This is a genomic window from Mycobacterium sp. NTMscope_Eco_3 (assembly GCF_976985685.1).
In genome coordinates this window covers 3,831,761-3,848,730 of the sequence record NZ_CDRJYZ010000001.1, presented here as the reverse complement: position 1 = coordinate 3,848,730, position 16,970 = coordinate 3,831,761, and the positions used below count along the sequence as shown (strand labels likewise).

The window sequence follows — 16,970 nt, the reverse complement described above, 5'->3', positions numbered from 1 at the left end:
CATAGGCAGGCTAACGCGAAGTGTCGGATTCGCGAACCACGAAAGTGGGTAGCCCCGCTTCTCAGGCGGCGGACGGGCCGCACGAACGTGCCGCCCGGCGACGACCCCGTCCGGGACAGCGGACGGGGGAGGAGCGGGCAATATGGCCTGAGCCACCAGCTATGGTGTGAAGGCATACCGCACAAAGTTACCGGGTAGTAACACGGCTGTGCGTTGCGAAAAACGCGTACCGAGGTCTCGCAGTCGATCGCTGCGGACCCCTTCGAGGAGGACGAACCACACTCATGACGAACATCGTGGTCCTGATTAAGCAGGTCCCAGACACCTGGTCAGAGCGCAAGCTGACAGACGGCGATTACACGCTGGACCGCGAGGCTGCCGACGCCGTGCTCGATGAGATCAACGAGCGCGCGGTAGAAGAGGCCCTGCAGATCCGGGAGAAGGAAGCCGCCGACGGCGTCGAGGGATCGGTCACCGTGCTGACCGCGGGTCCCGAGCGCGCCACCGAAGCGATCCGCAAGGCGCTGTCGATGGGCGCCGACAAGGCCGTCCACCTCAAGGACGACGGCCTGCACGGCTCCGACGTGGTGCAGACCGGGTGGGCCCTGGCCCGCGCGCTGGGCACCATCGAGGGCACCGAGCTGGTGATCGCCGGCAACGAGGCCACCGACGGCACCGGCGGGGCGGTGCCGGCCATCATCGCCGAGTACCTGGGCCTGCCGCAGCTCACCCACCTGCGCAAGCTGTCCATCGAGGGCGGCAAGGTCACCGGTGAGCGCGAGACCGACGACGGCGTCTTCAACCTCGAGGCCACGCTGCCTGCCGTGGTCAGCGTCACGGAGAAGATCAACGAGCCGCGCTTCCCGTCCTTCAAGGGCATCATGGCCGCCAAGAAGAAAGAGGTCACGGTGCTGACCCTGGCCGAGATCGGTGTCGAGAGCGACGAGGTCGGGCTGGCCAACGCCGGATCCACCGTGCTGTCGTCGACGCCGAAGCCGCCGAAGACCGCGGGTGAGAAGGTCACCGACGAGGGCGAGGGCGGCAACCAGGTCGCCCAGTACCTGGTCGGCCAGAAAATCATCTAGTCGAGCACCCCATCGAAGACCATTCCTGAGACGAGAAGAGCGATATAACCATGGCTGAAGTATTGGTGCTCGTGGAGCACGCGGAAGGTGCGCTGAAGAAGGTCACCTCCGAATTGATCACCGCCGCCCGCGCGCTGGGCGAGCCCTCCGCCGTCGTGGTCGGGGCGCCGGGAACGGCCGCCCCGCTGGCCGACGGGCTGAAGGAGGCCGGCGCCGCCAAGATCTACGTCGCCGAGTCCGACGACGCGGACAACTACCTGATCACCCCGGTGGTCGACGTGCTGGCCGCGCTCGCCGAATCGAACGCGCCCGCGGCGGTGCTGCTGGCCGCCAGCGCCGACGGCAAGGAGATCGCCGGCCGGCTCGCCGCCCGGATCGGATCCGGTCTGCTGGTCGACGTGGTCGAGGTCAAGGAAGGCCCCAAGGCCGTCCACTCCATCTTCGGTGGCGCGTTCACCGTCGAGGCGCAGGCCAACGGCGACACCCCGGTGATCACCCTGCGCGCCGGCGCCGTCGACGCCGAGCCGTCCGCCGGTGCGGGCGAGCAGGTCACCGTCGAGGTCCCGGCCCCCGCCGAGAACGCCACCAAGATCACCGCCCGCGAGCCCGCGGTCGCCGGTGACCGGCCCGAGTTGTCCGAGGCCACCATCGTGGTGTCCGGCGGTCGCGGCGTGGGCAGCGCCGAGAACTTCAGCGTGGTCGAGGCCCTGGCCGACTCACTGGGTGCGGCCGTCGGCGCGTCGCGTGCCGCCGTCGACTCCGGCTACTACCCGGGCCAGTTCCAGGTGGGCCAGACGGGCAAGACGGTCTCGCCCCAGCTCTACATCGCGCTGGGCATCTCCGGCGCCATCCAGCACCGCGCGGGGATGCAGACCTCCAAGACCATCGTCGCGGTCAACAAGGACGAAGAGGCACCCATCTTCGAGATCGCCGACTACGGCGTGGTGGGCGACCTGTTCAAGGTCGCTCCGCAGCTGACCGACGCGATCAAGGCACGCAAGGGCTGAGTTTCTCGGCCTCGAAGAGCCCCCGGCGCGGCGGTGCCGGGGGCTTTTTCGGCCCACCCGCAAACCCCGTGCGTCACAAGGGCCCCACCAGTGCCTAGCGGAGGGATGGGCCGTCGTACCCACCTCCGAGCGACAACGGCAGACGGGCTCGGTCATTTCGTCATCTGACGTGCACCGACACGTCACAGCGTCGATGCCGACCAGCTCACCGGCTACGCCACGTTGTGTCTCATGAGCATCGCTTCCGTCCTCATCCCCGCCGACAAGCCGGGTAGCGCGGCCACCGCACCGCGGTACTCCCTGTTGCTGTCCACCGACCCCGACATGATCGAGGCGGCGCAGCGACTCCGGTACGACGTCTTCACCAGCACACCGGGCTTCGCCGTGCCGCCGGACGACGGCCACGGCTCGGACCGGCGCGACGAGGACCGCTTCGACGAGTTCTGCGACCACCTGCTGGTCCGCGACGACAACACCGGCGAGCTGGTGGGTTGCTACCGCATGCTGGCGCCGGCGGGCGCCATCGCGGCCGGCGGGCTGTACACCGCCACCGAATTCGACATCCGGGCCTTCGACTCGCTGCGGCCGTCCCTGGTGGAGATGGGGCGCGCCGTGGTGCGCGACGGGCACCGCAACGGCGGCGTGGTGCTGCTGATGTGGGCCGGCATCCTGGCGTACCTGGACCGCTACGGCTACGACCACGTCACCGGATGCGTGTCGGTGCCCATCGGCGGCGAGCCCGACGACCAGCCCCCGGGCAGCCGGCTGCGCGGCGTCCGCGACGTCATCCTGGCCCGCCACGGGGCGCCGCCGCGGTACCGGGTGCGGCCACACCGTCCCGTCCTCGTCGACGGGACGGCCCTCGACGACATCCCACCGCCCGCGCGGACGTCGGTCCCGGCGCTGATGCGCGGTTACCTGCGGCTGGGCGCCCAGGTGTGTGGGGAACCCGCGCACGACCCGGATTTCGGTGTCGGGGACTTCTGCGTGCTGCTGGGCAAACAGCACGCCGACACCCGATACCTGAAGCGACTCCGATCGGTGTCGGCCGCCTCCGGGCTGACCAGCGCAGCGGCGGCCGGGTACCGATGAGCGCCGGCGCCGGGCATGCCTGGCTGCCGCGCGCGTCGTGCGACGCCGGCTGCGTGGGCGCCGGCGACGCGGTGGGCGCCCGGCCGCTGCGGGTGGCGCTTCGCGTTCTGCTGGCGCTGCTGCTGGCGCCGGGGCTGCCGCTGCTGGCCGTGCCGCTGCCGGGTCGCACCCGCGTGCAGCGCCTCTATTGCCGGTCGGTGCTGCGCTGTTTCGGTGTCCGGATAGCGGTGTCGGGCAACCCGATTCGTAACCTGCGCGGCGTGCTGGTGGTCAGCCCACACATGTCGTGGCTCGACGTCTTCGCCATCGGCTCGGTGTTGCCGGGGTCGTTCGTCGCCCGCGCCGACATGTTCAGCGGGCCGGCGACCGGGATCGTGGCGCGCATGTGCCAGGTCATCCCGATCGAGCGGTCCAGTTTGCGGCGGCTGCCCGGTGTGGTGGACGCCGTCGCCCGCCGGTTGCGCGCCGGCCAGACGGTCGTGGCGTTTCCGGAGGGCACCACCTGGTGTGGTTCGTCCGGCGACGATGCCGGCCGGGACGCGGCCGGAGGAGAAGCCGGACCCTCCCACCGAGGCCGGGGGTCCTTCTACCCGGCCATGTTCCAGGCCGCGATCGATGCCGGCCGGCCGGTGCAGCCCGTGCGGCTGACCTACCATCACGGCGACGGCACCCCGTCGACGGTGCCGGCCTTCGTCGGCGACGAGACGCTGCCGGGCTCGATCCGCCGGCTGCTCGCCCAGCGCCGAACGCTGGCGCAGGTGCACGTCGAGTCGCTGCAGCTCCCGGGGACCGATCGGCGCGCGCTGGCGGGCCGCTGCCAGTCGGCGGTGGGTGCCGGGACGGCCCGGTGCGCTGGTCACGGGCACGTGCTGGTGGCCTGAGCCCACCGGCGGGCCGGTATCGTGGGTCGCGTCATGGTCTATTTGGATCACGCCGCCACCACCCCGATGCACCCCGCCGCCGTCGAGGCGATGACGGCTGCGCTGGGCACGGTGGGCAACGCCTCCTCGCTGCACACCAGCGGCCGGGCGGCGCGGCGCCGCATCGAGGAATCCCGTGAACTGATCGCCGACAGGCTAGGGGCCCGTCCCTCGGAGGTCATCTTCACCGCGGGCGGCACCGAGAGCGACAACCTGGCCGTCAAGGGCATCTACTGGGCCCGGCGCGACGCCGAGCCGCGGCACCGGCGCATCGTCACCAGTGAGGTCGAACACCACGCCGTGCTGGACTCGGTCAATTGGCTCGTCGAGCACGAAGGCGCCGAGGTGACGTGGCTGCCCGCCGCGGCCGACGGCTCGGTGTCGGCGGCGGCGCTGCGCGAGGTGCTCACCCGCCACGACGATGTCGCGCTGGTCTCCGTCATGTGGGCCAACAACGAGGTCGGCACGGTGCTGCCCACCGCCGAACTCGCCGCCGTCGCAGCCGAATTCGACGTGCCCATGCACAGTGACGCCATCCAGGCGGTGGGGCAGCTGCCCGTCGACTTCGCCGCGAGCGGGTTGTCGGCGATGAGCGTGACCGCGCACAAGTTCGGCGGTCCCGCCGCCGTGGGCGCGCTGCTGCTGCGCCGCGACGTCGCGTGCGTGCCGCTCGCACACGGCGGCGGCCAGGAGCGCGACATCCGTTCGGGGACGGCCGATGTGGCCGGTGCGGTCGGAATGGCCGCGGCGGCCAAGGTCTCGGTCGACGGGCTCGAGGTCAACAGCGCCCGGCTGCGGGCGCTGCGGGACCGGCTGATCGACGGCGTGCTGGGCGGCATCGAGGACGTCACCCTCAACGGCGCCCGCGACCCGCTGCGCCTCCCCGGCAACGCGCACTTCACGTTCCGCGGTTGCGAGGGCGATGCGCTGTTGATGCTCCTGGACGCCAACGGAATCGAGTGCTCGACCGGTTCGGCGTGCACCGCCGGCGTCGCGCAGCCGTCCCATGTGCTGATCGCCATGGGCGCCGACCCGGCCAGCGCCCGCGGATCGTTGCGACTCTCCTTGGGGCACACCAGCGTTGACGCCGACGTCGATGCGGTGCTGCGGGTGCTGCCCGGGGCGGTGGACCGCGCGCGGCGGGCGGCGCTGGCCGCCGCGGGGGCGTCCTAAGTGAAAGTGCTGGCCGCCATGAGCGGTGGCGTCGACTCGTCGGTCGCCGCCGCCCGGATGGTCGACGCCGGACACGAGGTGGTGGGCGTGCACCTGGCGCTGTCGTCCTCGCCCGGCACGCTGCGCACCGGCTCGCGGGGCTGCTGCTCGAAGGAGGACGCCTCGGATGCGCGCCGGGTCGCCGACGTGCTCGGAATACCGTTCTACGTCTGGGATTTCGCGGAGAAATTCCAGGAGGACGTCATCGACGAGTTCGTGTCGTCCTATGCGCGCGGCGAGACCCCCAACCCGTGCGTGGTGTGCAATCAGAAGATCAAATTCTCGGCGCTGTCGGCGAAAGCCGTAGCGCTCGGGTTCGACGCGGTGGTCACCGGTCACTACGCCCGGCTTTCCGGCGGACGGCTGCGCCGCGCCGTGGACCACGACAAGGACCAGTCCTATGTGCTGGCCGTGCTCAGCGCCGAGCAGCTGCGCCACGCGGCGTTCCCGATCGGGGACACCCCCAAGCCGCAGATCCGCGCCGAAGCCGCGCGGCGCGGGCTGGCCGTCGCCGAAAAGCCGGACAGTCACGACATCTGCTTCATCCCGTCGGGCGACACCCGGGCCTTTCTGGGCGCGCGCATCGGGGTTCGCCCCGGCGCCGTGGTCAACGCGGAGGGGGCGGTGCTCGCCGAGCACGACGGGGTGCACGGTTTCACCATCGGCCAGCGCAAAGGGCTGGGCATCGCCGGGCCCGGCCCCGACGGACGACCCCGCTACGTGACGGCAATCGACGCCGAGACCGCGACCGTGCGGGTGGGGGAGGCGGCCGATCTCGATGTTCGCGAATTGGTCGGGCGCGCACCGGTATTCACCTCGGGTGTGGCGCCGTCGGGTCCCATCGAGTGCGCGGTTCAGGTGCGCGCGCACGGTGAAACGGCCGACGCCGTGGCCGAACTCGTCGACGACGAACTCGTCGTGCGGTTGCGCGTCCCGCTGCGCGGCGTCGCGCCGGGCCAGACTCTGGTGCTGTACCGGCCCGACCCCGACGGGGACGAGGTGCTCGGCAGCGCCGTCATCGCCGCAACGTCGCGTTGATCGGCTGCTAACGCGGGACGTTCGCGGCGATGTTCGTCATCACGATGTCGGACACCGATTGGGCGAAGCCGCAGAAGGTGACTTCCAGCATCGCCACCGACAGGATCCGATAGTCGCGGCCGCAGCCACCGGGCCGCAGGTGCAGCGAGGTGCCGTCGGCGTTCCAGTCGCCGACATAGAGCTGCCCTCCCGAGCCGTTCGCGCAGTCCCCGACGGTGCCCACCAGGGCGTTGAAGGCGCTGCGCGCGGTGTCTGCATCGCGATAGGCCGCGGCGCCCTCCGAGATCAACGCGCCGTCGGGCGGGTCCTGAAAGGTCGTCTTGTGAAACGCCGCGAGGTCGTGCCCGAAGGTCGCCGTCTCGTCGTAGATGAACCGGCACTCCCGCGGCGCGGTCTCGGCCAGCGCGTCGATGTTCACCGGGCTGGTGCCGTCCATCGAGGGAATGATGGTCAAATGCTCACCGGCGCCGGTGATCGCACGCATCCGCGACTGGTCCAGCAGGATCGTGTCGACGTCGACCCCCTGAACCACCCTGCGGTTGGCGTCGGGCCCCGCCAGGGCGGCGCCGTCCACCACCCGGGTGCACGACACCGCCAGCAGCGCCGCCCCGCACCACAGCAGTAGCCTCGCCCACTTCGTCTTCTGCGACACCGTTTTTGCACCCCTCTGGCGTTGAACCTACCCGCGCCGCCGCTCGGCACACAGCCCCTGCCGACGGGTGGCCCAGGTGCCGTCGAATACGGTTGGCCGGTGAGTGTTTTCGCGGGGCCCAGCGGTGTCGGTTCCTGGCCCGGCATCGCCGCGCGCGAGGCCGCCGCCGTGGTCGTCGGCGAATTGGCCGGCGCGCTGTCCCACATCGTCGAGCTGCCCGCCCGCGGCGTGGGCGCCGACATGTTGGGCCGGGCCGGCGCGCTGCTGGTCGACGTCGCCATCGACACGGCGCCGCGCGGCTACCGCCTTACCGCCCGGCCGGGCGCGGTGACCCGCCGCGCCATCAGCCTTCTCGACGAGGACATGGACGCGTTGGAGGAGGCGTGGGAGACCGCCGGCCTGCGCAACGCCGGCCACGTGGTCAAGGTGCAGGCGCCGGGCCCCATCACGCTGGCCGCCGAGGTCGAGCTGGCCAACGGCCACCGCGCGATCACCGACCCCGGGGCGCTGCGCGACCTGACGGTGTCGCTGGCCGAAGGCGTGGCCGCGCATCGTGCGCAGCTGTCCCGGCGCCTCGAGGCGCCGGTGGTGGTTCAGTTCGACGAGCCGTCGCTGCCACCAGCGCTGGGCGGAGGGCTGAGAGGGGTGACCGCGCTCAGCCCGGTGGCCCCGCTCGACGAGGCGGTGGCCGGCGGCCTGCTCGACGCCTGCGCCGAGACGGTGGGCGGCGAGGTGCTGCTGCACTGCTGCGCACCCGGCCTGCCCTGGGAGCTGTTGCAGCGCAGCATGTTCGGCGCGATATCGGTCGACGCGGGCACGTTGAGCGCGGCGGACCTCGACGGCATCGCCGCATTCGTCGAGTCGGACCGCGCCGTCATGTTGGGCGTCGTCGCGACCAAGACCCCGCCGCGCCGGCCGTCGGCGGAGGAGGTCGCCGCCGCGGTGGTCGCGGTGACCGATCGCCTCGGCTTCGCCCGCTCGGCGCTGCGCGAACGCATCGGCGTCACCCCGGCCTGTGGTCTGGCCGGCGCCACGCCCGAATGGGCCCGCACCGCGATCGAGCTCGCCCGCAAGGCCGCCCGGATGTTCGCCGAGGATCCCGACGCCATCCAATAGGCAACCGAGGGGTTGCGCTTCTTACCGCGCCGTGCTGAACTAATAGGCAACCAGGAGGTTGCATATGAAGATCGAGAAGCAGGTGGTGCTGCGCGCGCCGCTGGAGCGGGTGTGGCGGGCCATCAGCGACGCCGAGGAATTCGGCCGCTGGTTCGGGGTGCGCTTCGACGGGCCGTTCGTCGCCGGGACATCGGTGACCGCGGCGATCAGCCCGACCACCGTCGACGGCGAGGTCGCCAAGCGCCAACAGTCGCACGCGGGCGTGACGAGCACCTGGCAGATCGTCGCCGTCGAGCCGCGGCGGCGGTTCGCCTACCGCTGGCATCCCTTCGCCATCGACCCGGAGGTCGACTATGAGGGCGAGCCGACCACGCTGGTCGAGTTCACCCTCGCCGAGCGGTCCGACGGCGTGCTGCTGACCATCACCGAATCCGGTTTCGAGGCCATTCCGGAGGCCCGCCGCGGCGCGTCGTTCGAGGCGAACGGCGAAGGCTGGGCGATCCAGACCACGCTGGTGCGCAAGTACATCGAGGGCGTTCGGGTATGAGCGGACGAGTCGCCGTCGGCGCCCCGATCTTCGGTGCGCTCGGTGACCCGAACCGGCTGCGCATCATCGTGCGGCTCTGCGATCAGGGCCCGAGCTCGACGTCGCAGGTCACCAGCGTCGTCCCGGTCACCCGGCAGGCGGCGAGCAAGCACCTGCAGCTGTTGGAGTCGGTCGGACTGGTCACCAGCAGCCGGCGGGGGCGCGAGCGCGTGTGGACGGTGCAGACCGGGCCGTTGGCGTCGGCCAGCGACTACCTCGACCAGTTGTCCCGCAGGTGGGATGCGGCCCTGGAGCGGTTGCGGTCCTTCGTGGAAGACGGAGTGGAGGATTGAGTCGAGCGCGCCGGGTTTTGCGTCGGTGTCCTCGGATAGCCTGCCAAGGTGAGCTCAGCAGAAGCTGATTCGGTAGCGCCCGAGGTTCGGCGGCAGTGGCAGGACCTGGCCGAATCGGTCCGTGAACACCAGTTCCGCTACTACATCAAGGACGCGCCGATCATCTCGGACGCCGAATTCGACACGATGTTCAACGAGCTCCTCGCGCTGGAGGAGCGCCACCCGGAGCTGCGGGTCGCCGATTCGCCGACCCAGCTGGTCGGCGGGGCGGGCTTCGCCACCGACTTCGCTGAGGCGCAGCACCTGGAACGGATGCTGAGCCTCGACGACGTGTTCGACCGCGACGAGCTGGTGGCCTGGAGCAATCGCGTCGAGAACGAGGTCGGCAAGGAACCGCATTACCTGTGCGAACTCAAGATCGACGGGGTGGCGCTGTCGCTGGTGTACCGCGACGGCCGGTTGGAACGCGCCGCGACCCGCGGCGACGGCCGGGTCGGCGAGGACGTGACGCTCAACGCGCGCACCATCGACGACGTGCCCGAGCGGCTCTCCGCCGACAAGGACTTCCCGACGCCGGCCCTGCTGGAGGTGCGCGGCGAGGTGTTCTTCCTGCTCGCCGATTTCGAGGCGCTCAACGCCAGCCTGGTCGAGGACGGTAAAGCGCCGTTTGCCAATCCACGCAACAGCGCCGCCGGGTCGCTGCGCCAGAAGAATCCGGCCGTCACCGCCCGGCGCAAGCTGCGGATGATCTGCCACGGCATCGGCCGCACCGAAGGGTTCGCCCCGAAGACCCAGCACGAGGCCTACGCCGCGCTGAAGGCGTGGGGGCTGCCGGTGGCCGAGCAAACGGCACGCGTGCGCGGCCTAGCCGCGGTGGAGGAGCGGATCGGCTACTGGGGTGAGCACCGCTACGAGCTCGAGCACGAGATCGACGGCGTGGTGGTCAAAGTCGACGATGTCGCGTTGCAGCGCCGGCTCGGGACCACGTCGCGCGCGCCGCGCTGGGCCGTCGCCTACAAGTACCCGCCCCAGGAGGCGCAGACCAAGCTGCTCGACATCCGCGTCAACGTCGGGCGCACCGGGCGCGTCACGCCGTTCGCGTTCATGACGCCGGTGAAGGTGGCCGGGTCGACGGTCGGGCTGGCCACCCTGCACAACGCCGCGGAGGTCAAGCGCAAGGGCGTGCTGATCGGCGACACCGTGATGATCCGCAAAGCCGGCGACGTGATCCCGGAGGTGCTGGGGCCCGTCGTCGACCTGCGCGACGGCTCCGAGCGCGAATTCGATATGCCCACAACGTGTCCCGAGTGCGGCACCCCGCTGGCGCCGGCCAAGGAGGGCGACGCCGACATCCGCTGCCCGAACGCGCGGTCCTGTCCGGCGCAGCTGCGGGAGCGGGTCTTTCACGTCGCGGGTCGCGGGGCATTCGACATCGAGGGGCTCGGCTACGAGGCCGCCGTCGCGCTGCTGAAGGCAGACGTGATCGCCGACGAGGGCGACCTGTTCACGCTGACCGAGGACGACCTGCTGCGCACCGAGCTGTTCCGGACGAAGGCGGGCGCCCTGTCCGCCAACGGCAGACGGCTGCTCGACAATCTCGACAAGGCCAAAAAGGTTGCGCTGTGGCGGGTTTTGGTGGCGTTGTCGATCCGGCATGTCGGGCCGACGGCGGCGCGCGCCCTGGCGACCGAGTTCGGCGATCTGGACGCCATCATGTCGGCCTCCACCGAGCGGCTCGCCGCGGTCGAGGGGGTGGGCCCGACGATCGCCGCGGCACTCACCGAATGGTTCACCGTCGACTGGCACCGCGCGATCGTCGACAAGTGGCGTGCCGCCGGCGTGCGGATGGCCGACGAACGCGACACCAGCGTGCCCCGCACGCTGGAGGGGCTGACGGTGGTGGTCACCGGGTCGCTCGCCGGCTTTTCACGCGACGACGCCAAGGAGGCGATTCTGGCGCGCGGGGGCAAGGCCTCCGGGTCGGTGTCGAAGAAGACCGACTACGTCGTGGCCGGCGATTCGCCGGGTTCGAAGTACGACAAGGCCGTTGAGCTGGGGGTGCCCGTCCTCGACGAGGACGGCTTCCGGCAGCTGCTGGCCGACGGTCCGCCGGAAACGCCGGCGGAATAAGCCGATGAGCGGTCGGTACGGCGATTCCACCCGCAGCCTCAAAGCCGTGAATTCTCAACCGGTTTCGGGTCAGCCGGTCGCACCGCAGCCGGTGTTCGCCGCCACCTATCACCTTTCGGGCGACGAAACCCTGGACAGCTACGGTCGCACCTCGAATCCGACCTGGCGGCAACTGGAGTCGGCGCTCGCGGAGCTGGAGGGCGCGGCGGGCGCTCGGGTGTTCGGCTCGGGGATGGCGGCCGTCAGTGCGGTGCTGCGGGCCTTGGCGCCGCCGGGGTCGACGGTGGTGGTGCCGGCCGACGGCTATTACCAGGTGCGCCGCCACGCCACCGAGGACCTGGCGCCCGCGGGGGTGACCGTCATCGCCGCGTCCAGCTCGCAGATCTATGACGCCGCCGCGGAAGCCGACGTGGTGCTGGCCGAGACCCCCACCAATCCGGCCCTCGACGTGATCGACCTGCACCGGCTGGCCACCATCTGCCACGGTCACGGCGCACGCCTGGTCGTCGACAACACCGCCGCCACGCCTCTGGGTCAGCAGCCGCTGTCGTTGGGCGCCGACGCGGTGGTGGCCAGCGCCACCAAGGCCCTGTCCGGTCACAGCGACCTGCTGGCCGGCTATGTCGCGACCAGTCAGCCCGAGTTACTCGCCGCCGCCGAGCGCCAACGACTGCTCGCCGGCGCCGTCCTGGGCGGGTTCGAAGCGTGGCTTCTGTTGCGCAGCCTGGAAACTGCGGGACTGCGCTTCGAGCGCCAGTGCCAGAACGCCCGGGCGGTGGCGACGATGCTGGCCCGCCACCCGGCGGTTCGGGCCGTGCGCTATCCGGGGTTGGCGGAGGATCCGGCGCATCATGTCGCCATGGCGCAGATGCGCCGATTCGGGGGCCTGCTCACGGTCGAATTGGCCGACGCCGCCGCGGTCCACGCCCTCGTCGACGCCAGCGAGCTGCTGATCGCCGCCACCAGCTTCGGGGGCCTGCACACGTCGGTGGATCGGCGGGCCCGGTGGGGAGACGCGGTCGCCGACGGATTCGCGCGCATTTCGTTGGGCATCGAGGACACCGACGACCTCGTCGCCGACATCGAACGCGCGCTCATGAGCTCCCGATAACGGACATATACATGCCGCACCGCGCGGGCGGCTCTATCGTGGGTTCTATGACCCAGACGGCCGAGGAGTGCGAGCAGGCATCGCCGTGGTCGCCGCGCGAGGCCGAGATCCTGGCGGTGACCCTGCGGCTGCTGCAGGAACACGGCTATGACCAGCTGGCAGTGGAAGCGGTGGCCAACGCCGCCCGCGCCAGCAAGGCCACGGTCTACCGGCGCTGGCCGTCCAAAGCCGAACTGGTGCTGGCCGCCTTCATCGAAGGGGTCCGCCAGGTGGCCGTCCCGCCGAATACGGGCACGTTGCGCGGCGACCTGCTGAGCCTGGGGGAGACCATCGCGGTGGAATGCGGGCAGCACGCCAGCACCATCCGTGCGGTAATGGTCGAGGTGTCGCGCCACCCCGCGCTCAAGGACGCCCTGCAGCATCAATTCCTCGACCAGCGCAAAGCGATGATTCAGCACGTGCTGCGTCAGGCCGTCAACCGGGGTGAGATCACTGCAGACGTCATCACCGACGAACTCTGGGACTTGTTGCCCGGCTACCTCATCTTCCGGTCGATCATCCCCGGTCGGCCGCCCACCCGTCACACCGTGCAGGCGTTTGTGGACGGGTTCCTGATCCCGGGCCTGACCGCGCAGCCCCGCGCCTAGGGCGCGAACCGCCAACGCGTCGCCCCGTGGGGCTCGGCGGTTGCGACACCGACAGCGCCCCGGGCCACGAATCGGTACAAATACCACGGCGGCGGCCCTGCGCTCTGGGCGCTGTACGGGGCGGTGACGGCGTCGCCGTCGCGTTCGCACGGCCAGCCGGAGTCGCGATACAGCGCCGTGACCTCGTCGAGTTCGCGCCCGTCGGTGGTCCGGTGGGCTGCGCCGTCGAGCACCAGGTCGACTCCGGGAAGTCGGAACGACAGGGTGCAGGCCGGATTGGCGGCCAGGTTGCGGGATTTCAGCGTCGCAGGGCCGCTGGTGAAATAGAGGTGGCCGCCGTGTTCGATCGAGCCGATACCCGCCGAGTGCGGGCTGCCGTCCGGCCGGACGGTCCCCAGAAATTGTGGCGTCTCCTCGGACGGCAGGGCCTTCATCGCGTCAAGGGCCCTGGCCCACGGCAGCTCGGCGTCGCCGTAGATGTTCAGGTCGGTTGCCGAAATCGGTTCGGGCAGCATTGTTACTCCTCGCACGTCGATTGCTCGTACGGACACTGACCGGGTGACGGCACCGGAATTCATCGCCCGGCATAACCAAGGGGAAAGTTCCTCTTGTAGAGTACGGTCCCGTACCGTACTGTCATAGCTGTCGATCACGCTTATGGACGTTGGCAGCCGCGCCCGGCTTGGGCGCGACCCTGTCACCCGATATTCGAAAGGCTAACGGGTGAAAGGCTTTTCGATGGCATCCCTGGTCAAGCGAGGGTGGATGGTGATCGTCTCCGTGCTCGTCGTCGCCCTCGCGGGATTCGGGATCTATCGGCTGCACGGCATCTTCGGCTCGCACAACACCACGTCGGCCAACAGCGGCCTGGCGGGCGAGATCGTCCCGTTCAACCCCAAGCAGGTGGTCCTCGAAGTCTTCGGCGCCCCGGGCGCGGTGGCCACCATCAACTACCTGGACGTCAACGCCCAGCCGCAACAAGTCAAAGACGCCCCGTTGCCGTGGTCGTTCACCATCACCACCACGGAGCCCGCCGTGATCGGCAACGTCGTGGCGCAGGGCAACGGGGACACCCTCGGTTGCCGCATCACCGTCAACGGTGAAGTGAAAGACCAACGCACGGTTCACAAAGTCGACGCCTACACCTTCTGTCTGGATAAATCTGGATGAGCAACGATCAACAGCCGCGGTCCAGTGTGCCGCGCACCATCCGCCGGCTCGCGCTGCCGATCCTGCTGTTCTGGGTGGGATTGGCCGCCCTCACGAACATCGCGGTGCCGCAACTGGAAGACGTGGGGAAAACCCACAATGTGGCGCTGAACTCGCCCGACGCCCCGTCGCTCAAGGCGATCAAGCGTATCGGTGAAAAATTCCACGAGTTCGACACCGACAGCTCGGCCATGATCGTGCTGGAAGGTGACAAGCCGCTCGGCGCGGACGCGCACCGCTTTTACGACGAGATGATCCGCAGGATCGAGCGGGACAAGAAACACGTCCAACATGTCCAGGATTACTGGGGCGACACTCTCACCGCGGCGGGATCGCAGAGCAGCGACGGCAAGGCGGCTTATGTTCAGGTGAACCTTGCCGGCAACCAAGGCTCGGCGTTGGCCAACGAGGGCGTCGGCGCCATCCGCGACATCGTCGAGCACATGAAGCCGCCGCCCGGCGTCAAGACCTACGTGACGGGCGCGGCGCCGCTGATCTCCGATCAGTTCGACGTCGGTAGCAAGGGGACCGCCAAGGTCACCGGGATTACCGTCGGGGTGATCGCGGTGATGTTGTTCTTCGTCTACCGCTCGGTGCTCACCACGTTGTTGGTGCTCGCCACCGTCTTGATCGAAATGTCAGCCGCCCGAGGCCTTGTCGCGTTCCTGGGGAACGCCGGGGTCATTGGGTTGTCGACCTATGCGACGAACCTGCTGACACTCTTGGTGATCGCCGCCGGAACCGACTACGCGATATTTTTCGTGGGTCGCTATCAAGAAGCGCGCGGATCCGGTGAGGATCGCGAAACCGCCTTCTACACGATGTATCACGGCACGACGCATATCGTGCTGGGTTCGGGGCTCACCGTTGCGGGAGCGGTGGCCTGCCTGAGCTTCACCCGGCTGCCCTACTTCCAAAGTCTCGGTATCCCAGCCGCATTGGGCATCCTCGTCGCGCTGTTCGCCGCGCTCACCCTGGGCCCGGCCATCCTCACCCTGGGCGCCAAGGTGGGTATTTTCGACCCCAAGCGGGCGATACGGACGCGAGGATGGCGGCGCATCGGCACCGCCATCGTTCGGTGGCCCGGCGCGGTTCTGGCGTCGGCGTGCGCGCTGGCCCTGGTCGGGCTGATCGCCCTGCCCGGGTACAAGACGAGTTACGACACCCGGCCCTACATGCCCGCGAGCGCACCGGCCAACATCGGTTACACCGCCGCCGAGAAGCATTTCTCGCGGGCCCGGCTGGAGCCCGAATTGCTGATGGTCGAAACGGATCACGACATGCGTAACCCCGAGAGCATGCTCATCTTGGACAAGGTGGCCAAGGCGGTGTTCCACGTTCCTGGCGTCGCCCAGGTGCAGTCCATCACCAGGCCGTTGGGGACCCCGCTGGTTCACAGCTCGCTCGCCTTCGTGGTCAGCAATCAAAGCGCGGCGCAGCAACAAAACCTGACGTACCAACGCGATCGGGCCGACGACGCCCTCAAGCAGGCCAATGAACTGTCCAAGACCATCGACATTTTGAAGCAGCAGTACGTATTGCAGCAGCAGCTCGCCGGCACCACCCACGAAGAAACCGAAAGTTTCCGCGACACGCTCGTCACGATCCGGGACCTGCGCGACAAGGTCGCGAATTTCGACGATTTCTTCCGCCCCGTGCGCAGTTATTTCTATTGGGAAAAGCATTGTTTCGACATCCCCGCCTGCTTCGCGTTTAGATCCCTCTTCGACGCGCTCGACGGCATCGACCAGCTCACGGAAAAGTTCGAGAACCTCACGGCTTCCCTCGACAAACTCGACGCGCTGCAACCGAAACTGGTCGCGCTGATCCCGCCGCAGATCGACAGTCAACAGACCAATCGCGACCTGACGTTGGCCAATTACGCGACGCTGTCGGGCATTTACGCGCAGACGGCGGCGGCGATCGACAACGCGACGGCGCTGGGGCGAGCCTTCGACGCGGCCAAGAACGACGACACCTTCTACCTGCCGCCCGAGGTGTTCAACAACCCCGACTTCAAGCGCGGCTTGAAGCTGTTCCTGTCACCGGACGGCAAAGCCGCCCGCATGATCGTCACGCATGAGGGTGATCCCGCTACACCAGAAGGCATTTCGCACATCGACCCGATGGCCAAGGCCGCGCACGAGGCCCTGAAGGGCACGCCGATGGCGGGCGCGGGAATCTATCTCGGCGGCACCGCTGCGACGTATAAAGACATTCAGGACGGCGCGAAATACGACCTGATGATCGTGGCGTTCGCGGCGCTGAGCCTCATCCTGCTGATCATGATGATCATCACGCGCAGCCTGATCGCCGCGCTCGTCATCGTGGGTACGGTGGCCCTGTCGCTGGGAGCCTCGTTCGGGCTGTCGGTTCTGGTCTGGCAGTACCTCTTCGGCATTCAGCTCTACTGGGTGGTGCTCGCGCTGGCCGTGATCCTGCTGCTCGCAGTCGGATCCGACTATAACCTGCTGTTGATCTCGCGATTCAAGGAAGAGATTCATGCGGGCCTGAACACCGGCATCATCCGGGCGATGGCCGGCTCCGGCTCGGTGGTCACCTCGGCCGGAATCGTTTTCGCCGTCACCATGTGCGCGTTCGTGTTCAGCGGCTTTCAGGTCCTCGGCCAGATCGGCACGACCATCGGCCTCGGCCTGTTGTTCGACACGCTGATCGTTCGGTCATTCATGACGCCTTCTGTCGCAAGGCTTCTCGGGCGCTGGTTCTGGTGGCCGCAGCGGGTGCGGCCACGACCGGCCAGCACCATGCTGCGCCCCTACGGGTCGCGCCCGGCGGTTCGTCAGCTGCTCCTGTGGGAGGACGACGACCCGGTGGCGATGTCCGGATCGAAAGCGCGCTGATGTGGTTGCGT

General features: G+C 69.1%; 16 protein-coding genes. 14 read left to right on the top strand and 2 right to left on the bottom strand.

Annotated features, from left to right (window positions below; translation table 11 throughout):
* The first annotated feature begins 284 nt into the window (after positions 1-284).
* The 6 genes from AC0KTM_RS17645 to mnmA all read left to right on the top strand — a co-directional run bounded on the left by AC0KTM_RS17645 (position 285) and on the right by mnmA (position 6,354).
* A complete protein-coding gene (locus AC0KTM_RS17645; protein ID WP_225326552.1) occupies positions 285-1,085 on the top strand; it encodes an electron transfer flavoprotein subunit beta/FixA family protein in 801 nt (266 codons plus the stop codon).
* Between the two features lie 50 nt (positions 1,086-1,135).
* Positions 1,136-2,092 (top strand): electron transfer flavoprotein subunit alpha/FixB family protein, encoded by a 957-nt coding sequence (locus AC0KTM_RS17640; protein ID WP_225326553.1) that lies wholly within the window; start codon positions 1,136-1,138, stop codon positions 2,090-2,092.
* Between the two features lie 231 nt (positions 2,093-2,323).
* The gene (locus AC0KTM_RS17635; RefSeq protein WP_238956545.1) at positions 2,324-3,184 is read left to right on the top strand and encodes a GNAT family N-acetyltransferase; all 861 of its coding nucleotides are present in this window, start codon (positions 2,324-2,326) and stop codon (positions 3,182-3,184) included.
* On the top strand, positions 3,181-4,065 hold the full coding sequence (locus AC0KTM_RS17630; protein ID WP_238956544.1) for a lysophospholipid acyltransferase family protein: 885 nt from the start codon (positions 3,181-3,183) through the stop codon (positions 4,063-4,065). Before AC0KTM_RS17635 ends, AC0KTM_RS17630 begins: the two co-directional genes overlap by 4 nt.
* A gap of 33 nt (positions 4,066-4,098) precedes the next feature.
* The gene (locus AC0KTM_RS17625) at positions 4,099-5,277 is read left to right on the top strand and encodes a cysteine desulfurase family protein (RefSeq protein ID WP_238956543.1); all 1,179 of its coding nucleotides are present in this window, start codon (positions 4,099-4,101) and stop codon (positions 5,275-5,277) included.
* The gene (mnmA, locus tag AC0KTM_RS17620; protein WP_238956542.1) at positions 5,278-6,354 is read left to right on the top strand and encodes a tRNA 2-thiouridine(34) synthase MnmA; all 1,077 of its coding nucleotides are present in this window, start codon (positions 5,278-5,280) and stop codon (positions 6,352-6,354) included. It begins immediately after the preceding gene.
* A gap of 7 nt (positions 6,355-6,361) precedes the next feature.
* Here mnmA and AC0KTM_RS17615 read toward each other — a convergent pair whose 3' ends face one another.
* The gene (locus tag AC0KTM_RS17615; RefSeq protein WP_238956541.1) at positions 6,362-7,006 is read right to left on the bottom strand and encodes a sensor domain-containing protein; all 645 of its coding nucleotides are present in this window, start codon (positions 7,004-7,006) and stop codon (positions 6,362-6,364) included.
* 99 nt (positions 7,007-7,105) lie between these two features.
* On the opposite strand from AC0KTM_RS17615, the gene AC0KTM_RS17610 reads away from it, so the two are divergent.
* From AC0KTM_RS17610 to AC0KTM_RS17585, 6 genes are all read left to right on the top strand, one after another.
* Positions 7,106-8,122 carry a uroporphyrinogen decarboxylase/cobalamine-independent methonine synthase family protein gene (locus tag AC0KTM_RS17610; RefSeq protein WP_472416264.1) on the top strand — a complete coding sequence of 339 codons (1,017 nt, stop codon included), beginning with the start codon at positions 7,106-7,108 and terminating at the stop codon, positions 8,120-8,122.
* Positions 8,123-8,186: 64 nt separating this feature from the next.
* Positions 8,187-8,669, top strand: a complete 483-nt coding sequence (locus AC0KTM_RS17605) for an SRPBCC family protein (RefSeq protein WP_008259062.1) — start codon at positions 8,187-8,189, stop codon at positions 8,667-8,669.
* Complete coding sequence (locus AC0KTM_RS17600) at positions 8,666-9,001, top strand: ArsR/SmtB family transcription factor (RefSeq protein WP_238956539.1); 336 nt, start codon at positions 8,666-8,668, stop codon at positions 8,999-9,001. The genes AC0KTM_RS17605 and AC0KTM_RS17600 overlap by 4 nt, the downstream gene beginning before the upstream one ends.
* A gap of 48 nt (positions 9,002-9,049) precedes the next feature.
* Entirely contained in the window at positions 9,050-11,131 is a 2,082-nt protein-coding gene (ligA, locus tag AC0KTM_RS17595) for an NAD-dependent DNA ligase LigA (protein ID WP_472416262.1), read from the top strand.
* 4 nt (positions 11,132-11,135) lie between these two features.
* Complete coding sequence (locus AC0KTM_RS17590; RefSeq protein ID WP_472416260.1) at positions 11,136-12,242, top strand: cystathionine gamma-lyase; 1,107 nt, start codon at positions 11,136-11,138, stop codon at positions 12,240-12,242.
* 35 nt (positions 12,243-12,277) lie between these two features.
* Positions 12,278-12,889, top strand: coding sequence for a TetR/AcrR family transcriptional regulator (locus AC0KTM_RS17585; RefSeq protein WP_238957348.1), 612 nt, complete (start codon positions 12,278-12,280; stop codon positions 12,887-12,889).
* On the opposite strand, the gene AC0KTM_RS17580 is transcribed toward AC0KTM_RS17585, so the two are convergent.
* On the bottom strand, positions 12,886-13,404 hold the full coding sequence (locus tag AC0KTM_RS17580) for a pyridoxamine 5'-phosphate oxidase family protein (protein WP_472416258.1): 519 nt from the start codon (positions 13,402-13,404) through the stop codon (positions 12,886-12,888). The genes AC0KTM_RS17585 and AC0KTM_RS17580 overlap by 4 nt on opposite strands.
* Before the next feature lie 223 nt (positions 13,405-13,627).
* On the opposite strand from AC0KTM_RS17580, the gene AC0KTM_RS17575 reads away from it, so the two are divergent.
* Together AC0KTM_RS17575 and AC0KTM_RS17570 are read left to right on the top strand one after the other, a co-directional pair.
* Entirely contained in the window at positions 13,628-14,059 is a 432-nt protein-coding gene (locus AC0KTM_RS17575) for an MmpS family transport accessory protein (protein WP_238956536.1), read from the top strand.
* Complete coding sequence (locus tag AC0KTM_RS17570; protein ID WP_238956535.1) at positions 14,056-16,959, top strand: MMPL/RND family transporter; 2,904 nt, start codon at positions 14,056-14,058, stop codon at positions 16,957-16,959. Before AC0KTM_RS17575 ends, AC0KTM_RS17570 begins: the two co-directional genes overlap by 4 nt.
* The last annotated feature ends 11 nt before the right edge of the window (positions 16,960-16,970 follow it).